Annotated in this window: 19 protein-coding genes; 2 read left to right on the forward strand and 17 right to left on the reverse strand. The window is 41.4% G+C overall.

The window, feature by feature from the left end:
* The 17 genes from nifU to CDO33_RS08970 all read right to left on the reverse strand — a co-directional run bounded on the left by nifU (position 1) and on the right by CDO33_RS08970 (position 19,637).
* Positions 1-456, reverse strand: a complete 456-nt coding sequence (gene nifU / locus CDO33_RS08890; RefSeq protein WP_103081046.1) for a Fe-S cluster assembly scaffold protein NifU — start codon at positions 454-456, stop codon at positions 1-3.
* A gap of 2 nt (positions 457-458) precedes the next feature.
* Positions 459-1,640, reverse strand: a complete 1,182-nt coding sequence (gene nifS / locus CDO33_RS08895) for a cysteine desulfurase NifS (RefSeq protein WP_103081047.1) — start codon at positions 1,638-1,640, stop codon at positions 459-461.
* A gap of 193 nt (positions 1,641-1,833) precedes the next feature.
* Positions 1,834-2,283, reverse strand: a complete 450-nt coding sequence (locus CDO33_RS08900) for an RrF2 family transcriptional regulator (protein ID WP_103081048.1) — start codon at positions 2,281-2,283, stop codon at positions 1,834-1,836.
* A gap of 128 nt (positions 2,284-2,411) precedes the next feature.
* Positions 2,412-2,699: a YkuS family protein gene (locus CDO33_RS08905; RefSeq protein WP_103081049.1), complete on the reverse strand. Its 288-nt coding sequence runs from the start codon at positions 2,697-2,699 to the stop codon at positions 2,412-2,414.
* Positions 2,700-2,939: 240 nt separating this feature from the next.
* Positions 2,940-4,190 carry a nickel-dependent malate racemase, LarAH6 family gene (gene larAH6, locus CDO33_RS08915; RefSeq protein ID WP_103081050.1) on the reverse strand — a complete coding sequence of 417 codons (1,251 nt, stop codon included), beginning with the start codon at positions 4,188-4,190 and terminating at the stop codon, positions 2,940-2,942.
* A gap of 83 nt (positions 4,191-4,273) precedes the next feature.
* Positions 4,274-4,432 (reverse strand): hypothetical protein, encoded by a 159-nt coding sequence (locus CDO33_RS20795; RefSeq protein ID WP_161496469.1) that lies wholly within the window; start codon positions 4,430-4,432, stop codon positions 4,274-4,276.
* Between the two features lie 112 nt (positions 4,433-4,544).
* Positions 4,545-6,290 carry a class I mannose-6-phosphate isomerase gene (locus CDO33_RS08920; protein ID WP_103081051.1) on the reverse strand — a complete coding sequence of 582 codons (1,746 nt, stop codon included), beginning with the start codon at positions 6,288-6,290 and terminating at the stop codon, positions 4,545-4,547.
* Positions 6,291-6,310: 20 nt separating this feature from the next.
* Positions 6,311-7,030 (reverse strand): GntR family transcriptional regulator, encoded by a 720-nt coding sequence (locus tag CDO33_RS08925; protein ID WP_103081052.1) that lies wholly within the window; start codon positions 7,028-7,030, stop codon positions 6,311-6,313.
* Positions 7,031-7,060: 30 nt separating this feature from the next.
* Positions 7,061-7,960 carry an ROK family protein gene (locus tag CDO33_RS08930; protein ID WP_103081053.1) on the reverse strand — a complete coding sequence of 300 codons (900 nt, stop codon included), beginning with the start codon at positions 7,958-7,960 and terminating at the stop codon, positions 7,061-7,063.
* Between the two features lie 15 nt (positions 7,961-7,975).
* Complete coding sequence (locus tag CDO33_RS08935; protein WP_103081054.1) at positions 7,976-10,468, reverse strand: glycoside hydrolase family 38 N-terminal domain-containing protein; 2,493 nt, start codon at positions 10,466-10,468, stop codon at positions 7,976-7,978.
* Between the two features lie 274 nt (positions 10,469-10,742).
* Complete coding sequence (locus CDO33_RS08940) at positions 10,743-12,035, reverse strand: replication-associated recombination protein A (RefSeq protein WP_103081055.1); 1,293 nt, start codon at positions 12,033-12,035, stop codon at positions 10,743-10,745.
* 238 nt (positions 12,036-12,273) lie between these two features.
* Positions 12,274-13,509, reverse strand: coding sequence for a serine hydroxymethyltransferase (locus CDO33_RS08945; RefSeq protein ID WP_103081056.1), 1,236 nt, complete (start codon positions 13,507-13,509; stop codon positions 12,274-12,276).
* 318 nt (positions 13,510-13,827) lie between these two features.
* A complete protein-coding gene (locus CDO33_RS08950) occupies positions 13,828-14,808 on the reverse strand; it encodes an AIR synthase family protein (RefSeq protein ID WP_103081057.1) in 981 nt (326 codons plus the stop codon).
* A gap of 99 nt (positions 14,809-14,907) precedes the next feature.
* Positions 14,908-15,600, reverse strand: coding sequence for a DUF2225 domain-containing protein (locus CDO33_RS08955; RefSeq protein ID WP_103081058.1), 693 nt, complete (start codon positions 15,598-15,600; stop codon positions 14,908-14,910).
* A 138-nt stretch (positions 15,601-15,738) separates the two neighbouring features.
* Positions 15,739-17,130: a VanW family protein gene (locus tag CDO33_RS08960; RefSeq protein WP_103081059.1), complete on the reverse strand. Its 1,392-nt coding sequence runs from the start codon at positions 17,128-17,130 to the stop codon at positions 15,739-15,741.
* Between the two features lie 146 nt (positions 17,131-17,276).
* Positions 17,277-18,464 (reverse strand): tRNA uracil 4-sulfurtransferase ThiI, encoded by a 1,188-nt coding sequence (gene thiI, locus CDO33_RS08965; RefSeq protein ID WP_103081060.1) that lies wholly within the window; start codon positions 18,462-18,464, stop codon positions 17,277-17,279.
* A 9-nt stretch (positions 18,465-18,473) separates the two neighbouring features.
* The gene (locus CDO33_RS08970) at positions 18,474-19,637 is read right to left on the reverse strand and encodes a cysteine desulfurase family protein (RefSeq protein ID WP_103081061.1); all 1,164 of its coding nucleotides are present in this window, start codon (positions 19,635-19,637) and stop codon (positions 18,474-18,476) included.
* A 156-nt stretch (positions 19,638-19,793) separates the two neighbouring features.
* On the opposite strand from CDO33_RS08970, the gene CDO33_RS08975 reads away from it, so the two are divergent.
* A complete protein-coding gene (locus tag CDO33_RS08975; RefSeq protein ID WP_161496471.1) occupies positions 19,794-21,542 on the forward strand; it encodes an S-layer homology domain-containing protein in 1,749 nt (582 codons plus the stop codon).
* A gap of 71 nt (positions 21,543-21,613) precedes the next feature.
* Positions 21,614-23,407, forward strand: coding sequence for a tetratricopeptide repeat protein (locus CDO33_RS08980; protein WP_103081063.1), 1,794 nt, complete (start codon positions 21,614-21,616; stop codon positions 23,405-23,407).
* Positions 23,408-23,449 lie beyond the last annotated feature (42 nt).

Below are 23,449 nucleotides of genomic sequence, written 5' to 3' on the forward strand. Positions count from 1 at the left end.
TTAATCCTCGTCCAGTTCTTCATCGTGGTGGTGATGTATGTCATCACATCTTCTGCCACAGGCATTGTTTGCATCACTGCTGTCCTTCAAGCCGTTTTTTACCATGTAGTCATCGATGGCTGCTCTTATTGCTTCCTCGGCAAGGTTTGAACAGTGCATCTTTACTGGCGGAAGCCCATCCAGAGCATCAGCGACTGCTTTGTTGGTAATCTTCAGGGCTTCTTCAATGGTCTTCCCTTTTACAAGCTCCGTAGCCATGCTGCTGGTAGCAACAGCCGCACCACATCCGAAGGTTTTGAACTTGGCATCCTTGATTACGCCGTTTTCTATCTTAAGATACATTTTCATTATATCTCCGCATTTCGGATTTCCAACCTGACCTACTCCGTCTGCGTTTTCTATTTCTCCTACATTTCTTGGATTTGTAAAGTGGTCCATTACTTTTTCACTATACATTTTTATTCCCCTTTCACGGCTTTTTCATATAATGGAGACATCTCCCTAAGCCTATTTACTATGTCCGGCAGAACCTCCATCAGGTAATCAATATCTTCATCCGTATTTTCCTCACCAAAGGTAATCCTCAAAGAACCATGAGCTATCTCATGGGGCAAACCTATTGCAAGCAGCACATGGGACGGGTCTAAGGATCCGGAAGTACATGCCGAACCGCTGGAGGCTGCGATGCCTTTCATATCCAGCATGAGCAGCAGTGATTCTCCTTCTATGAACTCAAAAGAGAAATTGACATTGCCCGGAAGCCTCTTTTCTCTATGACCGTTCAATTTAACAAACGGTATTTTTTTCATTACTTCATCTATGGTTCTGTCCCTTAAGGCTATAAGCTTTTTATTATATTCCTCGAGATTTGCTGTGGCCAGTTCAATAGCTTTTCCCATGCCTACAATGTTTGCAACACTTTCAGTGCTTGCTCTTCTGCCTCTTTCCTGAGCGCCTCCATGAATGAAAGAGTTGATTTTTGTTCCCTTTCTTATATAAAGGGCTCCAACCCCTTTGGGTCCATAAAATTTATGGGCGGAAAGGGATAAAAGGTCAACATTGAGCTCTTCTACATTTATTGGAATATTGCCGACAGCTTGTACCGCATCGGTATGAAAATAAATGCCCTTTTCCCTGGCGATTTTGCCGATTTCAGCTATAGGCTGAATAGTGCCTATCTCGTTATTGGCAAACATGATAGTAATGAGGATTGTGTTAGGTTTTATGGCATCCCTGACCTGTTCCGGCGTGACCAGACCGTCCTTGTCCACAGGCAGGTATGTAACCTCAAAACCGTCGCTTTCCAGGTACTGGCATGTATGAAGCACAGCATGGTGCTCAATGGCTGTTGTAATTATATGGTTGCCCTTATGCCTGTTGGTATAGGCAATGCCTTTTATAGCCCAGTTGTCGGCTTCAGTGCCGGAACCGGTGAAGAATATCTCCTGGGGTTTGGCTCCCAGTGCGGCAGCAACCTTGTCTCTGGCCTCATCGATGGCCTTCTTGCTTTCACGGCCTATGGAATATATAGAAGAAGGATTGCCATACTTTTCTGTAAAATATGGAATCATTTCTTCAAGAACTTCAGGTTTTACAGCAGTTGTAGCTGCATGATCCAAATATACAGATCTGTTTCCCATAGTTATTACTCCTTAGAACTTGATTAAAATTCAGTGTATTATCATTCAGGCAGCTTAGTCTATTATTCCATAGATCAAACTGCTTATTTGCATCGGCAGATACTTTATTTTATATAAAGCACGCTACTGATATTTTTTCCCTGCTCTGATTTGTTTAAACAACAATTTCTACTAAATTTATAGGATTTCTTGTCTAGATATAATACATATAGTTGTCCTTGTTGTTAAGCTTATTATACTCCTGAACAAGATCCTTGAGACTGATGGAATCAACAGCCTCATTTATTTTGTCCCTCATCTTTTCCCATATTAGCTTTGTAACGCAGTTATCCGCCCTTGTACAGCTTTGGGCATTTTCCTCCAGCACGCAATCCACAGGAGCAAGTGAACCTTCCAGAGCGCGAAGTATAGAACCTATGGATATTTCTTCGGGTTTCCCGGCCAGATAATATCCACCCTGTGCTCCTCTGACGCTTTTTACAAGCCCGGATTTTTTTAATGTTGCAAATAACTGTTCAAGGTAATTCTCTGAGATTTCTTGCCTTTCAGCTATGCTTTTCAATGAAACCTGACCTTCCGACGAGTGGATTGCAATGTCCAGCATAGCCTTAACCCCATATCTTCCCTTGGTTGATAGCTTCATTTAAACAATCCTCCAATTCCAAGTATATTACTTGGTTTTAACAATAATAGATTAGCACTATGACAAATAAATGTCAATAAAAATGCTAATAATTTCTGCAAGGTGTCGGAAAGTCTTGTAACTCTTGATTAAAACAGAGGAGTATAGCTCCTGGAAGTCAGAATTCTTTCAATTTCATCAATGCTTTTTCCCATAGCGTTTATCAAAAGAATACCATAGTTGTCCCTTGAGCCGGTATTCATCTGCTGAAAGTTGTTGGAGGTTATATGAGATAACTGGAAAGACCTGCCTGAATATATCATCGCATCAATCGGATATTTGTATCCTTCCAGGTCTACCACCTGGTATCCTCTGCTCCTTAAAGCATTCTTTATATCATCTAGGCCTTGTTGAACTGCTATAACTATAGAAAACACCTCCCGGCTTTATGTATAATATTTGAAAAATTACATTTATAGTATCTTCACCCTTAGGTATTTTATACAGTTACACTTGAACCAGGCTTTTTATGGACTGGCTTATTTGCATCAAGAGTTATAATTGAATACTGCAGGAAAAGAGAAATTGATTTATAAAGGTACTGCTGTAGCGACAAATGGCCATAGGAAGAAAACTTCCTATGGCCGTCATGCTTTGATTTTCCAGACTCTACAAATCTATGCTTTGACATAAGGAAGGGTTGAACCTCCATAGGGCATGAGCAAAACTTTTGCATCCTGACCCAACTCATTAAAGGCTGATTCCAATGCTTCGCTTATGTCATCAAAGGGCTCCATAAAGAGCTTCCTGACAAAATCTTTTTCCAGATCGGATACCAGGTATATTTTTGCCTTTTTCTGTACGAGGGCTATTGCAGCTGCCTTGTGTCCGCCCAGTTCGAAATTCTTCTGTATATCGCTTATCATGCTGTCCGGAGAATCAGCATTAAGAAGCCATCTTTCAAAGACCTCTTCTCCTAAGCCTTCAGTGCAGGATGCCAGCAAAATCACAATGCCTCCATCTCTTACGGCATGTTTTGAATTATCCAGGGCTTTCTGAGCCTGGTACAAATTAATATCCTTAGGATAACCTCCCGGTGTGGTTATGACGATATCGGCCTTTTGAGGTATTTCCACTTTATATAAGCTGTCAAGAAATTTGCATCCTTCCCTGTGAGCGTGCACATGGTGTCCGGCAACGGCTTTGATTATGTTTTTCTTTTCATCCAGAACCACATTCAATATGAAATCTATAGGTACGAACTGCACAACCTCTTCGATATCAAGGCGGACAGGATTATCATCCATAGCTCCGGCTCTGGCCTCATTCTTTACCATTGCGCTGTGATTGGCCTGGATTGCAGCCCTGGTAGAAACGCCAGGCATTATCGCCTTTGCTCCTCCGCTGTATCCGGCAAAGTAATGAAATTCGATATTGCCCAGGCATATTCTTCTATCGGCTTTTGCTACGGCACTGAAAATATCTACCGGAGTGCCTCTGGATGTTACACCCATATGCACAAAATCCGAGGGGTCACTGTCTACACACTGAACCTTATTGTATACATCTTCTCCCACCAGATATTTTTTTTCTTCCTCCGTATGTTTTCTATGGCTTCCCAAAGCAAATACCACAGTTATGTCTTCATATTTTACCCCTGCTTCCCTCAGCTCTTCCAGAATCAATGGAAGCACGATTTTGCTTGGCATTGGCCTTGTAATATCGCTGGTAATTATAGCGACTTTTTCACCCGGCTTTATTATTTTGGACAGACGATCTGTGCCAATCGGGTTGTCCAGTGCCCTTTTTACTTCATCGGCCCCTGTAAGCTTGATATCCACATGGTTTTGCCTCAATTCCATAAGGATGTTTTCATCATTAATGTCAAATTCTTTATATGTCCTCCCATACCCATACTTAAAATGCATTGTAAATCATCCCTCCAAAATTGTTGAAATCTTATTTTGCACAGCAAATAAAGCCTTTGCAGCTCTTTATCTGCCAGCACATTCTACTTCTTTCTGTTAATGACCAGGAAAAAATATATACATATCGCCGCGTAAATAATAGTGCTAAATCCCAGATGATACTGCAGCACAAATATATTAATCAGCAGCAGAATAAAACCTATCAGCATTATCCAGGCAAAAATGCGTCTTTTTATATCCATGTAGACTCCTCCAAATATTAACTGATGAACATTATATAATAAAAATATACTGTTGTAAAAATAAAAAAGCAGCAATTTATAAACTAAATTACTGCTTTTATTTTATACAATGCTATCTTATGGTGGCCACAATTACACGCAATGTCTCTTTTTTAGGGGATTCGACAATAAACTTTTTAACATGGGCGGGAATTACAAAGGTTTCACAGTAATGCATTGTTTTTGGTTCCCAACTCCCATCAACGCTTTTGATAAAAGCTTCCGTACCTTCCACAAGGTTAATTACGGCAACAGAATCATTAAGCGTTATCTCTGCATTCTCATCAAAAGTATAACGCAGGGTATCAATCATTTCATATTCATGCAATCCTGTTCTCTCTATTAAGCAATGTTCATCCTTATGCAATACTTTTTCCTGATGAATTAAATTGTCTAGTACCCAATTCGTATCCCGTTCCCACTTGATATTTTTCTTTCCATGATTTATATGAACCGGTCTTGGGAGACCATCAAGCCCAATTTTCCCCCAATCCCATAGCTTAAAGGTGAAGATATATGGAGTAACGCTTATTTCAAGGACATGGGTATCCTTGCCTGAGCAGTGTACAGTTCCTGCCGGAATTAATACATGATCATGCTTTTTTACCGGTATTTTGTTAACGTATTTTTCGGCATCAAACATGATCTCGCCACGGTTTGCTGCTTCAAGATCGGCAATCATTGCTTCCTTGTCGATTCCTTCCTTGAGTCCGATATATACACAGCTGTTTTCTGTGGCATCCAGGATATAATAGCTTTCGTCCTGGGTATAGTTCTTTAACCCAAAAGTATTCTTTATATAATCCCTGGTGGGATGAACCTGTAATGATAGATTGCCACCCTCAAAGGTATCCAGCATATCAAACCTTATGGGAAAGTCAGCGCCATAAGCATTATAAACTTTGTCACCCAGAAGTTCTCTGGGGAACAATTTTACCAGGTTCAGGGCTGGAAATACTATGGTATTTCCTCCAAAGGAAAACCTCACGCAATTTTCTTCCGGCACACCATCAAAGGACCATCCGTAGTTCTCCTCATCTCCATCGACGCCCAACATGTTTTTCATCCATTGACCGCCCCAAACGCTTTTATCAAAATAAGGCTCCATCCTGAAAGGCTCTTTCGATATCTTTTCAAAGGCGGCATAAAAAGATTTTTTATCAATAGCTTTTAATTCACTGCTTATATTAGCATCAACCCAATAATCAACTGATGCAAAATTTTCTTCTTTATGGGTATCCGCCAGTCTCCATTCTATAAAAAACCCTATCTTGTACTTGGTTAGAACCGGGGCATCCGGATTGTTGAACAGCCAGTTGGGGCTCCCTTTACGAAATCTTAACTGAATCTCCCAACGGGTGACGTCAAAATAATAATGAACGTCAGCTTTGGCAAAAAGACTGGCGCCAACACCTATTATAAAGATAACTTCATTCTTGCTTTGCTCAAGGAGCGACTTTACCTGAGCAACTTTATTCTCATCAAAGCAGGTTTCCAGCCTGCTGTTGACCATATAGCCAAATACACGGTCGTCTGTGATGTTCTGATCAAACATCCTATACAATTCGTCCTCTGAACGCTTGCAGGTATCCGTATCAATTAAAAGCTTATGATTTAATACTCTTAAAAGTGAAATTAAGCTTTCCTTATCAACTCCGGGATATAAATCGTAAACGAAAATTCTATTTCCTTGTTTTATTTGATTTTTGATCAATTCTGCCAGATTGCTATTGCCGACAATAACATCTTCCTTCTTATCATTGACAACAATACAGGGCCTTAAATCAAAGTTATTCTTCGATGGGTAATGGTAAGTCATAGTTTATCATCCTCATTTAATCAAAGGTTTACAAAATATCTGTATTTATCTCCGGGATAATAGCAAATTGTGTACTCAACCTCGTTATCATATTGGTCATATGCTACTCTTGTTCTTTTAAAGGTTGGAAAACCTTGAGCAACCTCCAGTCTTTTTGCAATAACTCCTTCTGCAAGGCTTGCTTCAAGTATATCTCCCGCCCTTGTGATGTTTATGTTATATTCATTCTGCAGGAACTTGTACAAAGAGTCCTTATACAAGTCAGCGTCCAACGGCAAGTCCGTTTTTTTTAGGTAGGTTGTTGAGTAAACCAGAGGTTTATTATTTGCGCATCTAACCCTTGTCAGCTCCAAAACAGTGGATTTAACGTCAACATTAAGATTTTTAGCAACTGTTTCACTGGCTTGAACCGGTTTTATTTCACAAAAGCTGGTTTGCATAATAATGCCATGCAATTTCATTTCATCAGAAAAGCTAATAACCCGCTTTAGCTTTTCTTCAATTTTGCCATAGGTAACAACGGTTCCTATTCCTCTCATTCGTTCCACATAGCCTTTGTTTACCAGCTCTCCGATTGCTAATCTTACAGTCATTCTACTGACGCTATACATTTCTTCCAACTGCTTTTCACTGGGAATGATTTGCCCTTGTGTATATTCGCCCTTTTCTATTGCTTGTGCAATCTGTCCGGCTATTTGCAAATATAAAGGTATCGCAGCTTTTCCTCTGTCTAATTCCATCTATTCTCCCTCCATAGCTTTTACCTGGATTTATAGAGTGGTCAATCCTAACATTGTAAGCCTTGACGTATCACTTTCAATAATAAGATCAACCCCCAAAGCTTTGCAGCTCTCCTTCAGCGGTGAAATAAACAAATCGCTTGAACGGCTTATATTTCCACCAATCACTAATGTATTAGCCTTAAATTGCTTCAATAAAGGCAAGAGCGCTGCAGCTAGATCATCTCCAAATTCTTTATAAGCCTGGATAGCTTCTTTGTTTCCATTTTCAGCTATCTTGCTTAATTCTAAAGGAGAAAGAGCTTGGTTGCAATACCTTAAGGCCAGCTTGTTGATTCCGCGCGCAGAAATATATTCATCAATTACCATATCCTTAAAGGGTAATGAATATATCCATCCGTTTTCAGGGATTCCTTGTGACCGATCGGTAGATATCTGACCGTCTATCGAAAATGCGGAACCACAACCTGTACCTATGCAAACATATATCACTCGATATCCTTGATATAAATTTCTTTTGTTCATAGCACCAAGGGCATAAGCTTCTACATCATTGACAAATTGAAAATCATTATTGCTTCTCGGTATAAAATCATAATTTTCCTTGATGCCCAGATGGATCATCTCATCGGGAATAGATACCGAATATAAGCTCTCATACTTGGCAAGTCCTTTTATTTTGGATATGCCTTTGCCGTAATCAAAAGGACCGGGGAAAGCCATCCTGATGCTTCGGATTCTTTTATTATCGTCATGGATTTGCCCCCATATCCTACCACAAATAGTGATAAAGTGTTTTATTATTACATCCTTTTCTTTGTCAGAATTTGAAATAAAATTATAGGAATCCGAAAGAATATTTTTTCCGGTATTATAATAGCCACCCTTTATACCTGTTCCGCCAACATCCAAGAGTATGTCATATAACATAATTATCCCATTCCTTTAAATATAAAATCCCAGCACACCTTCGTTGATTGCTTTGGCATATTCCAATGCCTGATTGCGTGACTCAAACTTATCTGTAACTACTGTATAGGTAAATTCATAGAACCCGCCAAGATCAGCTTTGAAATTGGTCTCCCAGAAATTATTCATTATCCAGGAATACGCAGTAGAGTTTTTAAGTTCCGTATTTTTTCCATCGCATAGTTTAACCGGTGCGGCTTCTCGCTTGCCAAAGCAGATTAAAGGAGCATCCTTTATGCTTACCAATATGTCTGTGTCTTTTCCTGTTCTTAGCATGCCGTTCTGGATGAGATAAAAGTTTTGGCAAGTACCAGGAAGCTGGTCAATACCGGGACGGATAATGCAACCGGTTTTGTCCACATAGGTTTCTTTAGCTGCATCGCTGATAAAAGGCAGTGATACATAAAGATTTTCAGGCTCCCAGACGCTTTCCTTATGGAGACAAATTCTGGCTTCAATCATTGGAGCCACTTTATAAATTTTCAAATACACATAATAGAATTTTGTGCCCGGAAGCTCATAAGACAGCTTTGCAGTAACGTACACGGGACCACTCTCTACAATGGATACATCTGTAAGCTTAGAAATGCTTCTTTGTGTTGCAATGCTTGAGCGGTTTCTTCCCATTTGACGGCGCACTTCACAAGGATTGCCGTTTTTCATCGGTGTAAACTCATAAATGCCTGAAAAAGCGCCTTCAGTAACTTCACTATCGGTAATGCATCTGCCTGTTTTTTTATCCAGAATAGAAGCAATTCCCTTTTCCTGAGAAAACTCCACTTTGTAGTAATCCGTTTCGATCAGGAACGGCGTTTCCAAATATTCGCCTTCTATTACAATATCTTTTACTCCCTCTGCACCAATATGGGCATGGTTTCGTATTGTGCCTGCATTTCCATAGCTCTGTTTCAGCTTAACGATCTTTTCCTCTCCCGGAGCCAAATCCACAACAACCTCGACTTCATGCGCCCTGGATATTCTATGTCCCTGACATGTCAGCCTTTCCCCGGTCTTTTCATCATAGGCTTCAATCGTAGCGCTTGTATCCAGAGGAATACCATCAAAATACTCCCAGTACTCAACATATAGCTTAGCAGTTCCCTTATAACGGAAGGGATGAGGATTGATAATTTTATATCTTTGACACTTATGGGCATCAATTGATACTTCTCCCATTTTGGAAAGAATCAAATCAAGATTTTTTGATATAGCAATATTGGCATTTATAGCATAGGCATCCTTCTTTTTCTCCAGACATGCAACAAGAGAATCCCAAGGCTCAGATATGGAGGAGGAATATCCCCAGGTGTGCTCAGCATAAAGCATAATATTCTCCGCTGCATTTTCTAAAAGCTCTGCATTTCCCAGCCTGTTTTCCGGATCCAGTTTTTTGCAAAGGTCATACTTTCTTTGAGCCTCCCGGAATAGTTTAACCGCATTGGGAGTTGATCCGACGCCGTCAGCCCACCAATCGGTAAAATCGCCTTCATAGGTTGGAATGGAAACCTTGCTGCTTCTCAGTTGGTCAAAAAACTCATCCAATGTGGCCATCTTTATAGTGACTTTGCCGTCAAATATTTGATTCAGCTCATGTACTCTCTTTGCAATATCAGCATTTGGAGGTGCATTGTCTGAAATAACTCCTGAAACCATAATTGGAACGAAGTCATAAGGATAACCTTCTTTTTCAAGATTATCAACATACCTTAGTATTCTTTTCTGTGAAAACTCAAGCTCTTTTTTCTTTGTTTCATCCACACCTGAAGTTCTAAAGCCTCTGCTAAGTTCTTTTCGGATATCATCACTGATCATGTATGAAGTGCCTCCGTGAGGACAGAGAAACAATTCATTGCCCAGATGATAATGTTCGCTTACCCAAACGAGAACTTTATTTTTGTTTGGGCCCTGCCAATAAAAAGGTTGCTGCTTTTTATACAGCGGGAACATACCGTGGTGGGGATGGAGGGCGCAAAGAAGATTTTCTACTCCGCATTCTGAAAGTATGTCAGGGTATCCCCAGGCGTATCCATTAATATCGGCTGACATACCGCTCTTGATTTTAACTCCGATTTTTTCACCATATTTCTTTGCTTTCATTGTTCTGGAAAGCAATACTTCCTTATCCACCAGCTCCGTCATATTGAGATAGTTTCCGGAGAGCCCGATTTCACCAGACTTCACATATTTTTCGAATTTTTCTATTTGCTCTGCTGTAGCGTTTGCATAGAAATTTTCTACCTGCCACTGATTTTCACACTGCCATTTAAACCCTTGGCAGCCTTGTAACTTCCCGGAATGAATATCATCAAGGATATTTATGGCCTGTACTATAAAATCCTTGTGATAGTTCATTAATTTTTCCTGCCGCTCTGTGTAACCGATATCCGTGTGGGAATGATGGATTAAAAATATCGTCCAGTTTTTCATCATTTTTGCTTCCTTTCTTTTTGCATTGATTTGAAATTCCATTATTAAAATTATTATTTATTGTTGATACAGAATTATTGTTGGCATAGATGCTATTGCACATGCTACCAGCATGGCAGGTTTGTTGCTTGTAACGGAGCTTTTAATATTGATGCAAATGTTCTAGAGAATCCAACCTTTATTATAGTTATATTATTATAAGGTTATAACGTTATAACGTTATAACATTTACAATTGTATGGTAGCATCTAATTTTAATGTTGTCAATACAGAATGTTAAATCTTGCTTTATCAATATAGAAACTCTTATGAAAAGCTAAATTCCACTTTTTCTTCTTTCGTCCAGCCACTCCTTGATTTTGCGCTCGTACCCGTTGACCGTAGGTTTGTAATATATTGTGCCTCTCATCTCTTCGGGAAGATATTCCTGGTTTACGATATTTCCGGGATAGTCGTGGGCATATTTGTATCCGACTCCATATCCCAGGTCCTTCATCCCCTGAGTAACTGCGTTTCTGAGATGCATCGGCACATCACCGGTGCGCTTTGTCTCTACATCGTGCAATGCCTGGTTTATGGCAGCGTAAGCAGAATTGGATTTCGGACTGGTGGCTACCATAACAGCAGCATGGGCCAATATAATCCTTGCTTCGGGCATTCCTATCATTCTTACAGCTTCAGCAGCAGCTGTTGCTACCACCAAGGCATTCGGATTTGCCATCCCGACATCTTCGGAAGCGCATATAATTATCCTCCGGGCGAGAAACTCCGGGTCTTCCCCGGCATATAAAGCCCTGGCAAGATAAAACACCGCCGCATCGGGATCACTGCCCCGCATGGACTTTATAAAAGCGCTGATATTGTCATAGTGCATATCTCCCGATTTGTCGAAAGTCACAGCCCTTTTTTGCACACATTCTTCAATTACAGACATATCTATGTGAATCTTTCCGTCACTGCTGATCTCAGAAGTTATTACCGCCAGCTCAAGGGCATTCAATGCGATGCGGGCATCCCCGTTGCATATGTTGGCAAGGTATTTTAATGCGTCATCTTCCACCTCAATATCGTATTCCCCCAAACCCCGCTCCCGATCGGTTAGCGCATTGTTCAGAAGCTTCAATATGTGCTGCTCCGAAAGGGGTTTGAGCATGAATACCGACGACCTTGAGATCAGAGCCTTGTTAACTTCGAAAAACGGATTTTCAGTGGTAGCGCCGATTAAAACTATGGTTCCGTCCTCTACATAAGGCAGCAGCGCATCCTGCTGGGATTTGTTAAAACGGTGGATTTCGTCAATAAAAAGAACCGTTTTTCCCTTGGTATTCAGCATGGGATTTTGGGTATCGGCAACAATTCTCTTTATGTCCGCCACTCCCGCCGTAACCGCGTTCAGCTTTTCAAAAGGAGTTTTCGTCGATTCTGCAATAACCCTTGCAAGGGATGTTTTTCCCGTGCCCGGGGGACCGTAAAAAATGACGGACGATATGCGGTCTGCTTTTATCATCCTGTAAAGCATTTTTCCTTTGCCGACGATTTCTTCCTGACCCACAAATTCTTCAATTGTCCTTGGTCTCATTCTATAAGCCAGAGGTTCTTTTCTTTCCATCGCACTTCTCTTCCTTGTAACATGTAGTATATGACAAATTATATTTTACCATTATAGGAGAGAGGTTTTCCATATATAAATCTTTTTTCTTTTCCGGGGAAGGTGTGCCCCCATCAAAAAGGAAAAGGTGCCGTAACAGGCACCCCGTATAAATCATCAGTATATAAGCTATCAATTAAGCGTAGTTTTTCACCAGATTATTCTGTATAAATACTTTGTGTTGAAGAGTATAGAGCTATCAGTACAATGGATACTTATTCGTGAGGGCTTTTACCCTTTCTATAACAGCTTCCTTGCTGTTGTCAAAATCCGTAAGGGCCAAGGAGATCAGATCAGCTATCTCCACCATGTCATCTTCCTTCATTCCCCTTGTGGTTACCGAAGGAGTGCCAAGGCGCAATCCGCTGGTAACGGTAGGCTTTTCGGGGTCAAAAGGAATTCCGTTCTTGTTGGCGGTTATGAACACTTCATCCAGCTTATGCTGGGCCTCTTTTCCGGTTATGCCCTTATTGCGGAGGTCTACCAGCATGAGATGGTTGTCCGTTCCCCCGGAAACCAGATTGAAGCCTTTTTCCATCAAAGCATTGGCCAGAGCTTTTGCGTTCTTTACAATTTGAGTCTGATATGCCTTAAATTCATCGGAAAGAGCTTCTTTGAAGCTTACGGCTTTTGCCGCAATCACGTGCATCAGTGGTCCTCCCTGTATTCCGGGGAAAACAGCGCTGTTCAGTTTTTTGGAAAGCTCTTCGGTGCACAAAATCATCCCGCCCCTCGGACCGCGGAGGGTCTTGTGCGTGGTAGTGGTTACAAAATGGGCATACGGTACCGGGTTGGGATGAAGGCCGGCAGCTACCAGACCTGCAATGTGGGCCATATCCACCATCAAATATGCTCCCACTTCATCGGCAATTTCCCTGAAAGTTTTGAAATCTAATATCCTCGGATAAGCGCTGGCACCGGCTATTATAAGCTTTGGAGAATGCTTTTTGGCCAGTTCCCTTACCTGGTCGTAATCAATCCTGCAGTCACTTTCCCTTACACCATAAGGGATTACATTATAGTACTTACCGGATATGTTCTTGGGCATACCGTGGCTCAGGTGGCCTCCATGGGCGAGGTTCATGCCCAACACAGTATCCCCGGGTTCCAGAACAGCAAAGAACACTGCCATGTTGGCCTGTGCTCCCGAGTGAGGCTGAACATTTGCATGCTCTGCTCCAAAAAGCTCTTTTGCCCGTTCTATTGCAAGGTTTTCAACGACATCCACATAATCGCACCCGCCGTAATACCTTTTTCCCGGGTAACCTTCGGCATACTTGTTTGTAAGGGGAGTTCCCAGGGCCTCCATGACTGCTTCACTTACGAAATTCTCCGAGGCGATAAGCTCTATATTATTTCTTTGGCGATTTACTTCATCCTCTATAGCCCTGGCTATATCAGGATCAACTTTTTTTATCTGATTCAAGCTGTACATCTTCTATCCTCCTGTTTGTAAAATCAATGTTCCTAATGGACTTTATAATAAAAAATGCTATTAATCTTTATAATAAAAAAAATGCTAGTAATATTAACGTCTTTTATTGACATCTTTATAAAGCTGCATTTATAGCTTGTATTGATGATATTATCATGGCTTAATCAAATGCATAAATAAAAAACTTTAGCAATAAATATACATTTAATCAAATTATAATAACTAAAAAAAGGCATGTCAACAAATTGTCAAAAAAGATGGAAAAATCATCTTTCTGGTAAACTGTGGCCTTAAAGGTCATACTGCAGGCCTGCAGGCTCAAAGGACCTTATACAGCTCGTCCGAATCAGGCTGCGGTATGCACTCTTCGTGCTCGCCGGAAACCATCTTTTTATCCGGACCTGCAGTAACTTCCCCAATTATTGCAGCCGGGATACCGTTGCTTTTTAGTTTTTTCACCAGACCTTCTCCATCAGGACAGGTTATAAGCATGCAGCCGCTGGATATGAGCTTAAGGGGATCAATGTTGAAGAGCTCTGTGATTTGGGCCGTCTCCGGCTCGACAGGTATTCTCTCCCTATATACAATTACCCCTGTCCCTGAGGCTTCGGCAACCTCCCAAAGGGCTCCAAGGACGCCTCCCTCTGTGACATCATGCATGGCATTTACACCATATTCTCCAGCGATTTTTCCTTCCTTTACAGCGCTTATCCTGTTTATGAAGGTCTTTGCCCTGTCAGCAAGCTCCTGTCCAAGTTTGCTTGCCACATATTCCTCTTTGTCGTGAGCTATGATGGCGGTTCCTTCGAGGCCGGCAGATTTCGTCAAAATTATCTGATCTCCCGGCTTTGCTCCCGAAGTGGTAACCATTTTTTCTTTAAGGACCTTTCCCACCGAAGTGCATACAATTACACATCGGTTGACTGCCTCCGTAATCTCCGTATGTCCTCCGATTATGTCAACGTCCAAGGCAGTGGCTTCCTGGGCTATTTGACCCATAATAGTCTCTATGTCTTCTTCCGTCGTATCCGGCGGAGCAAGAAGGGTGATAAGAAGACCCAGCGGTTCTACACCACAGGAAGCTATATCATTGCAGGATACATGAACTGCCAGCCTGCCTATCTCATTCACTGCTCCGGTAATAGGATCGGTGGACAGCAAACATACATTTTCGCCGAAATCCACAGCACAGCAATCTTCGCCTATGTTAGGCCTGACCAGAATATCGGGCCTTTTTGATTTTAATTTGTCCAGTATGATTTTTTTCAAAACATCATTAGGTAGCTTTCCAACTTTCATTTGTGTTTGCCTCCGTCATAGCCAACTTGGTATGTGTTATCCTGTAAACGTAAAAAGACAGGCAGTTCCAACCTTGCGGATACATCTGTATAAGTAGGTTTATTCATGCCTCCCCATCTGCTCCCTCAGCACCTGCAATTGCTCCCGGGCTGTGTTCATAAGCTTCGCATTTTTCCTTGCCTCCGGGGAGCTGATCAGCTTGCTGAACCATTTGAGTGCTTCTTCATATTCATCCAGCCTGCGGTTCAGCTCAGCAATCAGATAAATGCAGGTGAATTCATCCAGCTTGTCCAACGGAAATCTCTCATTCTGGTATGCATCGTAATAATTTTTGAGGGAAAATTCGAGGAACTGTCTTTCTTTTTCTTTATCTCCTTTAAATCTATACAGCCAGGCTATCCTCAGGCATACTTTAGCAAATTCGCTGCAAGGAGCATTCCTTACCTGCAAATTATAAAGGGCCAGTTTGAAAGCTTCCAGGGCGCCATCTACAGTCCTTTCACCGCTAAAGCTTCTCTTTGTCCATCGTGGTTTTATCTCTTTCCTGATAATCGCGGCGCTTTTTGCTCCAATTTCTTCAAATTTGTCTTTCATCGATGAGTATCCGCAATTTTCACATACCCATACATCATAAAGCAAAGGATTTATATTTTCATAATATGTACAGAAGTCCGAGTCCCTGGATACAACCTTGCATGATCTGATCTTGACCTTTGTTACTTCAAAGTTTGAACCGCATACCGGGCAGGTGACCGACGAGTTGTATATACTGTTACTAACGCTGTTGTCCATTTAATTACCTCTTTTCTTCACTGACATTAAAATTTATTCTTATGCTTCATATCCGGTTTTATCTATGAAAGCAGAGGCTATGCCTTTCTGCAAAGAAATCAGACGGCATGGAAGAAATAAGCTTTCTTTGCATCCTGCCTAATCTGATTTCTTGTCTGACCCATATAGATAATTATAGTATTTTTCATTCATTTTTACCATAGCATTCACAGGTTTATATACATCCTCTGAAATTTTTTCCCTGCTTTTTAGCTTGCCGTTTTTATCGTATGTCTCCCGGTATAATATAACCCTAAAACCTTCTCTGGCCTTGCGTTCCACTACTTTTTCGCCGAACGCCAGGCTGTTATCTATTTCTATTTCCTCCTTTTCAGGGGCGTATCTCTCCACTACTTTGGAAACAAGTTTTACCGTATAGTCGTTTTCCTTTTTTCCCAGTATTCTTATGACAATTTGGTTTTTTGCCACTTCTGCGCTGATGCACACAGGATAATCCTTATCGTTTTGAAATTTAAAATCTATATAGTCTCCGGAAATGGTGGCATCCTGACCTAAGCCTACATACAATGACGGCAGTGAATGATGGGTTCTTTCCAGCACTTTCAGCTTGGCCTTGAGTACGGAATTATATAAAGTGGTTGTAGTCTGGCACACCCCGCCTCCTATGCCGTCTATATACTCGTTTTTATATACAATCAAAGCCTCCTTGTAGCCATTTTCCACTGTCCTGGGCCCCAAAGCCTTGTTCATTGAAAATATGTCGCCGGGCATCAATATGATTCCGTTAATTTTTTCACATGAAATTTTCACATTGTGCGTCCTGTTAACATCACTGGGATTAAAATAAGTTGTAAAGCTCGACACGACATGGTTTATTACTTTTACATCGTCATAAGTAATATCGGGTTTGAATTTATCAACTATGAGGCTTATCTCATAAAAATCGCCGGAGGAAACCTTTTCGGAAAACAGCTTAAAATTCTTATTTATGTCCAGTACCTTGCCGGGCTCATCTTTCTTGATGTCGATTTTGCCGTTTTCATATTTAACTTCGGCATTCCTGCCTTTTTCATCGATCTGCAGTTTGATTTCAGCCAGTTTTCTTTTCAAGAGTTCTTCATCAAACTCCAATTCGGCTATGATGCGCTTGCCTTTAAACCTTACCCGGACGATTTCATAAAGCCTTTGGAATAAATTACCTGTGCGTCCTGTTTTGTATGCCTCTTTTATGATTTCGGAGGTTGGATACTTCAAGTTTATGTCCTGCACATCGCAGGTCCAGGAATTGTCTTCATGCCTGAAGGTTATATGCTTTTTTGCATATTTTTCCTGAAAGATATTTTCTATAACCGAGTCCGCTTGCATTTTGTCAAGCCCACCCAGGTTGATACCTTCAAACCATACGCCATCGTATATGGTTTGAAGGTTCAGTACCCAAAAGGCAGCCAAAGCAACGGCAAAAGCCAATGCCAGGAACGTGACAGCCAGAATTATCAGCCATTTTTTTTTAAGTATAGAAGAAAACAACATATTTATACCATCCGGAATATTTCTTTTAATGTCTATTATATAAATATTACAGATGGCTTTATTTATACTAGTTTGAAAGAATTCATTCAATATATAAATTTTCCAGGCTTCCAGCCTTATGGATAAATATGCACAGCCATTTTAAATCAAAGCACCTTGCCCAGCCGGATGCGCAATACTTCCCTTTCCTCCACTGCTTTTTTAATCATATCCTCGATATTCAGGTTTGCTTCCGACTTAAGGATTTGCTCCAGCCTGGGTTTTGTCTTGGGGTGTTTTGCAACGAAAACCGTACAGCAGTCTTCATAGGGCAGGATGGAGGTATCAAAAGTGTTGATTTTTCTTGCAATTTCAATCACTTCATTTTTATCCATTCCGATAAGCGGCCTGAACACAGGAATGCTTACTACAGCATTGGTGCAGGCAAGGCTTTGTATGGTCTGGCTTGCCACCTGCCCCAGGCTCTCTCCGGTAATCAGAGCATGGGCTCCGGTCAAGCCGGCAATCCTTTCTGAAATATCCATCATTACCCTTCTCATAATAATTGTAATCTCATCTTCCGGGCACTTATCATTAATTTCCAGCTGTATGTCGGTGAAAGGCACAATATGAAGATTTATCTCCATGCAGTATTCGGACAGGATTTTTGCCAGATCGATAACCTTTTCCCGAGCTCTCTCACTGGTGTACGGATAGCTGTAAAAATGCACCGCTTCAATTTCCACTCCCCTTTTAGCCATCATCCATCCTGCCACCGGACTGTCAATGCCTCCTGACAGGAGCAGGACAGCCTTTCCGTTGGTGCCCATGGGCAAACCGCCATGGGCAGGGGTAATGTCCGAATAAATATATGAGTTCTCCCGGACTTCCACATGCAGGATAAAGGCGGGGTTGTTGACATCCACCGTCAAAGACGGGATGTTCTCCAGGATATATGCCCCCAATTCCCTGTTGATTTCCGGCGTATCCATGGGAAACTTCTTATTTCCCCTCTTTGTTTCCACCTTGAAGGTGGAATGCCCGTATTTTTCAGTGAGGCTTTTAGCCAGCATCAATCCATGCTTTTTAATCTCTTCAAAATCTGTATCTACTTTCATGACAGAGCTTACGGATACTATGCCGAAAACCTTAGACAGCCGTTTAAGAGCTTCATCAATATCATACTCGTCGGATTCCGGTTCTATATAAATTCTTGACTGCGACTTTATGACCTCAATTTTTCCAAGTCCGTACAGAGACCTCTTTATATTGCTTATGAGCTTTGACTCGAATACTGGTCTGTTAAGACCCTTAAGGGCTATTTCGCCGTAACGCACCAATATAATCCTCTTCATTTGAAGTTACTACCTCCGCCTGTTTTTATGTATTTTGATTTTCGGTATTATTACCTTTAACGCATCGATGGTATCCAAAACATCCTGTTCCGTGTTCAAGGATGAGAAGCTGAACCTTATGGCTCCTTCAGCATAACATTTGTCTACATTGATTGCCTGAAGCACATGGCTCCGGGTATCTTTCCTCGAGGAGCAGGCTGATCCGGTAGATACGTATATTCCCTTCTCCTCCAGGTGGTGAAGCAGCACCTCGGCCTTCAGGTCCGGGAATGAGATGTTTAAGATATAGGGCGACGCATCCTCCGGTGAATTTACATGAAAATCATCTATTTCTTCTTCCAGTCTTTTTAAAAACAAGGATTTCAACCCGGCAACCTTTTTAAAATTCTCCTCCAGCCTTTGGAATATCATCTCCGAAGCCATTCCAAAGCCGCCAATTCCCGATACGTTTTCGGTACCTGAGCGGATCAAGGATTCCTGGCCACCCCCGAATAATATGGGCTTCAGCCTTATGGTTTTATTTGCCCAGACCGCACCCACGCCCTTGGGGCCATGTATTTTGTGGGAGCTTATGGACAACAGGTCAATTCCCAGCTTTTTAGGGTTCAGCTTTATTTTTCCGTAGGCTTGTATCGCATCCATATGCAATACTGTATTCCTGTTGACGGCATTCTTGATTTTTACTATTTCTTCCACCGGTTGAACCGAACCGATTTCATTATTTACCACCATTATGCTTATAAGGGCGGTATCTTCATTTATAGCATCCCTCAATTGCTCGAGATTAATTATCCCCTTGCTGTCCACGTCCAGGTAATCCACCCTGTAGCCGTTCTCAGCCAGGTGCCTGCAGGTTTCCAGCACCGAAGGATGCTCAATTTTGGAGGTGATAACATGCCGTCCTTTCCTGGGGTTTGCACTAAGATATCCTATTATCGCGAGATTGTTGGATTCTGTGCCTCCCGAAGTAAAATACACCTCCCTGCCTTCCACCCCAAGGGAACCGGCAATTATATCCCTGGCTTTCTTTATCAGCCTTTCGGCCTCTATGCCCTTTGTATGCAGGGAGGAAGGATTTCCGTATACACTGGCATTGATATAATTTATGTAATCTATAACCTCGTCATAAGGTCTCGTCGTAGCGCTGTTATCAAGATATATGTCCCTTTCCATTGTCATCCTCTCTTTACTTACAAAAATCAACATTAATTATTCTAACATATAATGATTATTTTAACCATTCTAAATACAGCTTTATATTTAATCAGGTTTTCACAGGTATTTTTTTGTGTTAAACTGTAATATATGTAAGTAATGGGGGTATGTGTTTTGTTAGGTCCTTTTAGAAGAATAATAGGCTGCATTTTGACTATTGCTATGCTGGCTGCTTTGCTGCCGGCTTTTACAGCAAAGGCTTCCGACAATACGGAACCTTTTTTTGATGTTCCGGCTAAAAGCTACGCTTATGATGCGATACACAAGTTGAGGGAGCTGAATATCACCAACGGTATTGGCAACAACCAGTTCGGTTATGGAAAGACGATAACCAGAGCTGACTTTGTCACCTTCCTGGTCCGCCTGATGGGATGGGAGCTTGTATATCCTGAAGAAGGAAGCTTCAATGACAATAAGGATAAAAAGAAGCACTATTATCCTTATATCGAAACTGCCCTGAAGGCTGGAATAATTAAAAAAGCGGAATATTTCCGGCCCAATGACAATATTTCGCGGGAAGAGATCGCTATAATGATAATAAGGACAATCGGCCTGGAAACCCTTGCCCAGCAGCCATCTCTTTCGTATCAGCCTTTCAGCGATGTAAATAAATATAACGGATATATTAATATCGCAAAAGATCTGGGCATCGTCACCGGAATTCCGGGAAATCTCTTTGCGCCCAAGAACAACGCCAAGAGAGAAGAAGCTGCTGTCATGATGATGCGCATGTATGAGAAGTTAAATCACGGCATAAACGAGCTGCATGCCTTTTATGCCCACAATGCTTATTCCCAGAAGGAGTATATAAAAAGCTTGGATTCGGTAAGTTTTGGCTGGTGCCGCCTCGAATATGATGCCGAAAACGGGAAGGTCATACTGAATTCTTCTTCCAAAAACGAAAATGACTTCGTGCTGCCCGACGGTTTTTCCGGCGTTGTGGAATATGCGCGGCAGGAAGGAGCCTCCACCCAGCTTAATGTGTTTGCTTCCAACGACATCCGTATCAATGCTGATGAAACCCAGAAAAATATCGGCCTGGTGGAATACATCATTAAAAATCCTGACGTAAGGAAAGCTGTTATCCATGACATCGTCCAAATGCTGAATTCCGCTAAAAAAGGTGATGAAGAGGCTGCTTTTGACGGAGTGGTCATTGACTTTGAAGCTCTCGGAGGCAAGGATAACCAGGTGTTTTTAAATACATTCCTGGATGAACTGAACACCGAGCTGGACAAACACAGCAAAAAACTTTACGTTGCCGTACATCCGGTGCAAAGACCGGGAGAGGCTTATTATAATGGTTATGATTTTAAAACCATAGGTGAAATAGCCGACAAGGTGATCCTTATGGCCCATGATTATAACGCCAAATCTTTGAACGATAGCGAAATGGACATCGGCTTTACATCCACTCCCCTTACTCCCTTTGATCAGATTTATTTTGCCTTGAAAGCGATTACAGATAAGGATACAGGGGTTCAGGACCTGAGCAAAATTTGGCTTCAGATTTCCTTCGGATCGGCTCAGTGGCAGAAGAAGGACGGAAAGGTTATAAACCGGTATCCCTATGTTCCAACTTATCAAAAAATAAGGGATAGAATAAAGAACCTGGATAATATGCAAAATGTAGTTGTAGAATATGCAAAATCTTATGAAAATCCTTATATAACATATTACAACCCTGACACCGGCGTCAGCAATGTTATATGGTACGAGGACAGCCGCAGCGTCACAGCGAAGGTAAACCTGGCTAAAATGTTCGGTATCCGGGGAATTTCCTTATGGAGGCTGGGAAACATACCTGATTTTGATGATGACGGAATGTATCTGGATGTTTGGCAGCAGTTGATTGAACAATAATTGGGTTTTTTGCATCTAAAATATATGGGATAATAAAGGAATCAACTATTATTAAGGATATGGTGAGATAGATGTTAAGCAGAATCGAAGAAATATTGAAGAAAAGATATATGCCTTACCTTTTAATATCGGTAGTAGGACTGATTGTTTATTGCAACAGCTTTACAGCGCCTTTTACCCTGGATGATTTCGGTTCCATCACAAATAATTATGCCATAAGGAATCCTCTGGATTTCAAGGCTATATGGGAATTTTATTCCAACAGGTTCGTGCTGTACTATACAATATCACTGAATTACTTTTTGTTTCAGAACATGCCCTTTGGATATCATGTTGTGAACTTTATTATTCATATAATCAACGGTATACTGGTATATTCCATACTTTATCACCTGCTCGGACTGGATTATTTCAAAGACAAACTGCCCGGCAGGTACCGGAAGCTTGTCTGCACCCTTTCTGCCATAATGTTTATATGCCATCCGGTCCAGGTAAACGCAGTTACTTATATTATACAGCGTACCGCAGCCCTGGCCGCGACGTTCTATTTTGCTGCCGTCCTGAATTATTTGAAATACAGGATATACCACAGAAAAAGGTATTTTGCATTTACCCTGCTCTTTACCGTCATCGCCATGTTTACCAAGGAAAACACCATTACTATACCATTCATGCTGATTCTAATCGAGCTCATGTTTTTCCTCAAGGACGGAAGAACAAAATGGGTAAAGAGAATAGCTGTTTTTTTGGTTCTCCTTCTGACAATACCTATTATTCCTGCGACAAACCTGTATCTTGGTGGTTACAGCCAGAGTGATCCGAATGTGGACTTCAAGGCCAGCACATCAATGGACAGGATGCACTATTTTTATACCCAGCTGAATGTCATACTCCACTATGTTCAGCAGCTGTTCATACCCTACAGGCTGAATTTTGATTACAGCAACGATTATCCCATATCTAAAACTCTTTGGGAAAACTATTCCTACATATCCTTGATAATTCATGCCATCATTGGCATTATTGCGTTGGTGAATATAAGGAAAAACAAGCTTATTGCTTTGGGAATCCTTTGGTTTTATATAGGCTTGTCGGTGGAATCGTCTTTTATTTCGATAAAAGATGTCTATTTTGAACACAGGCTGTATTTCCCTATCGTAGGGTTTATAATGTTTCTCACCGGCCTCATGCTCCATGAAACCGGTAAAGAAAAGCGTCCCTATCTTTTTAAGCGTCCTATCGAATTCTTTGTTGTTGCAATGGGGTTTCTCATCGTTATGTACTCCGGAGTCACTCTGCACAGGAATTACATTTTCAGTGACGGCATACGCCTCTGGACCGATGTGACGCAAAAGGCTCCCAACAGTGACAGGGCTCATTGCGTTCTGGCTACGAATTACCTCGATTCCTATGAGCTGAGCGACAATAAACCGGCGGAATACCTGGAAGCTGCGGAAAGGGAGTTTAAAAAGGCGATAGAGCTAAACAGCAGAAATGACACTGCCCATTGCAACCTTGCCAAGGTTTATAATTTAAAAGGAGAATATGAGAAAGCCATAGAGGAGGCTAAATCCTGCAACAGGATCAGAAAATCCAAATATGCCTATTACAATCTGGGCACAGCTTATAAAAACCTCGGCAGGACTGAAGATGCCATCGATGCATATCTTGAAGGATATAAGATAGACAACAAGGCCACTTTTATTTTGGAAGCCCTTGGAGATATTTATAGCGACATAGGCGATTATGATAATGCACGTTTCTATTATGAGGAGATAATTAAAAATAACACTTATTCGAAAAACACCAGGATCAAGGAAAAGCTGGAGAAAATCAAGGATTTAAGCGGTGAGAGTAAACCGTGACTGTACAAGAAGGAATGGTCAAGATCAAAGTATGCTTGCTGG

This window comes from Clostridium thermosuccinogenes (genome assembly GCF_002896855.1).
GTDB lineage: Bacteria > Bacillota > Clostridia > Acetivibrionales > DSM-5807 > Pseudoclostridium > Pseudoclostridium thermosuccinogenes.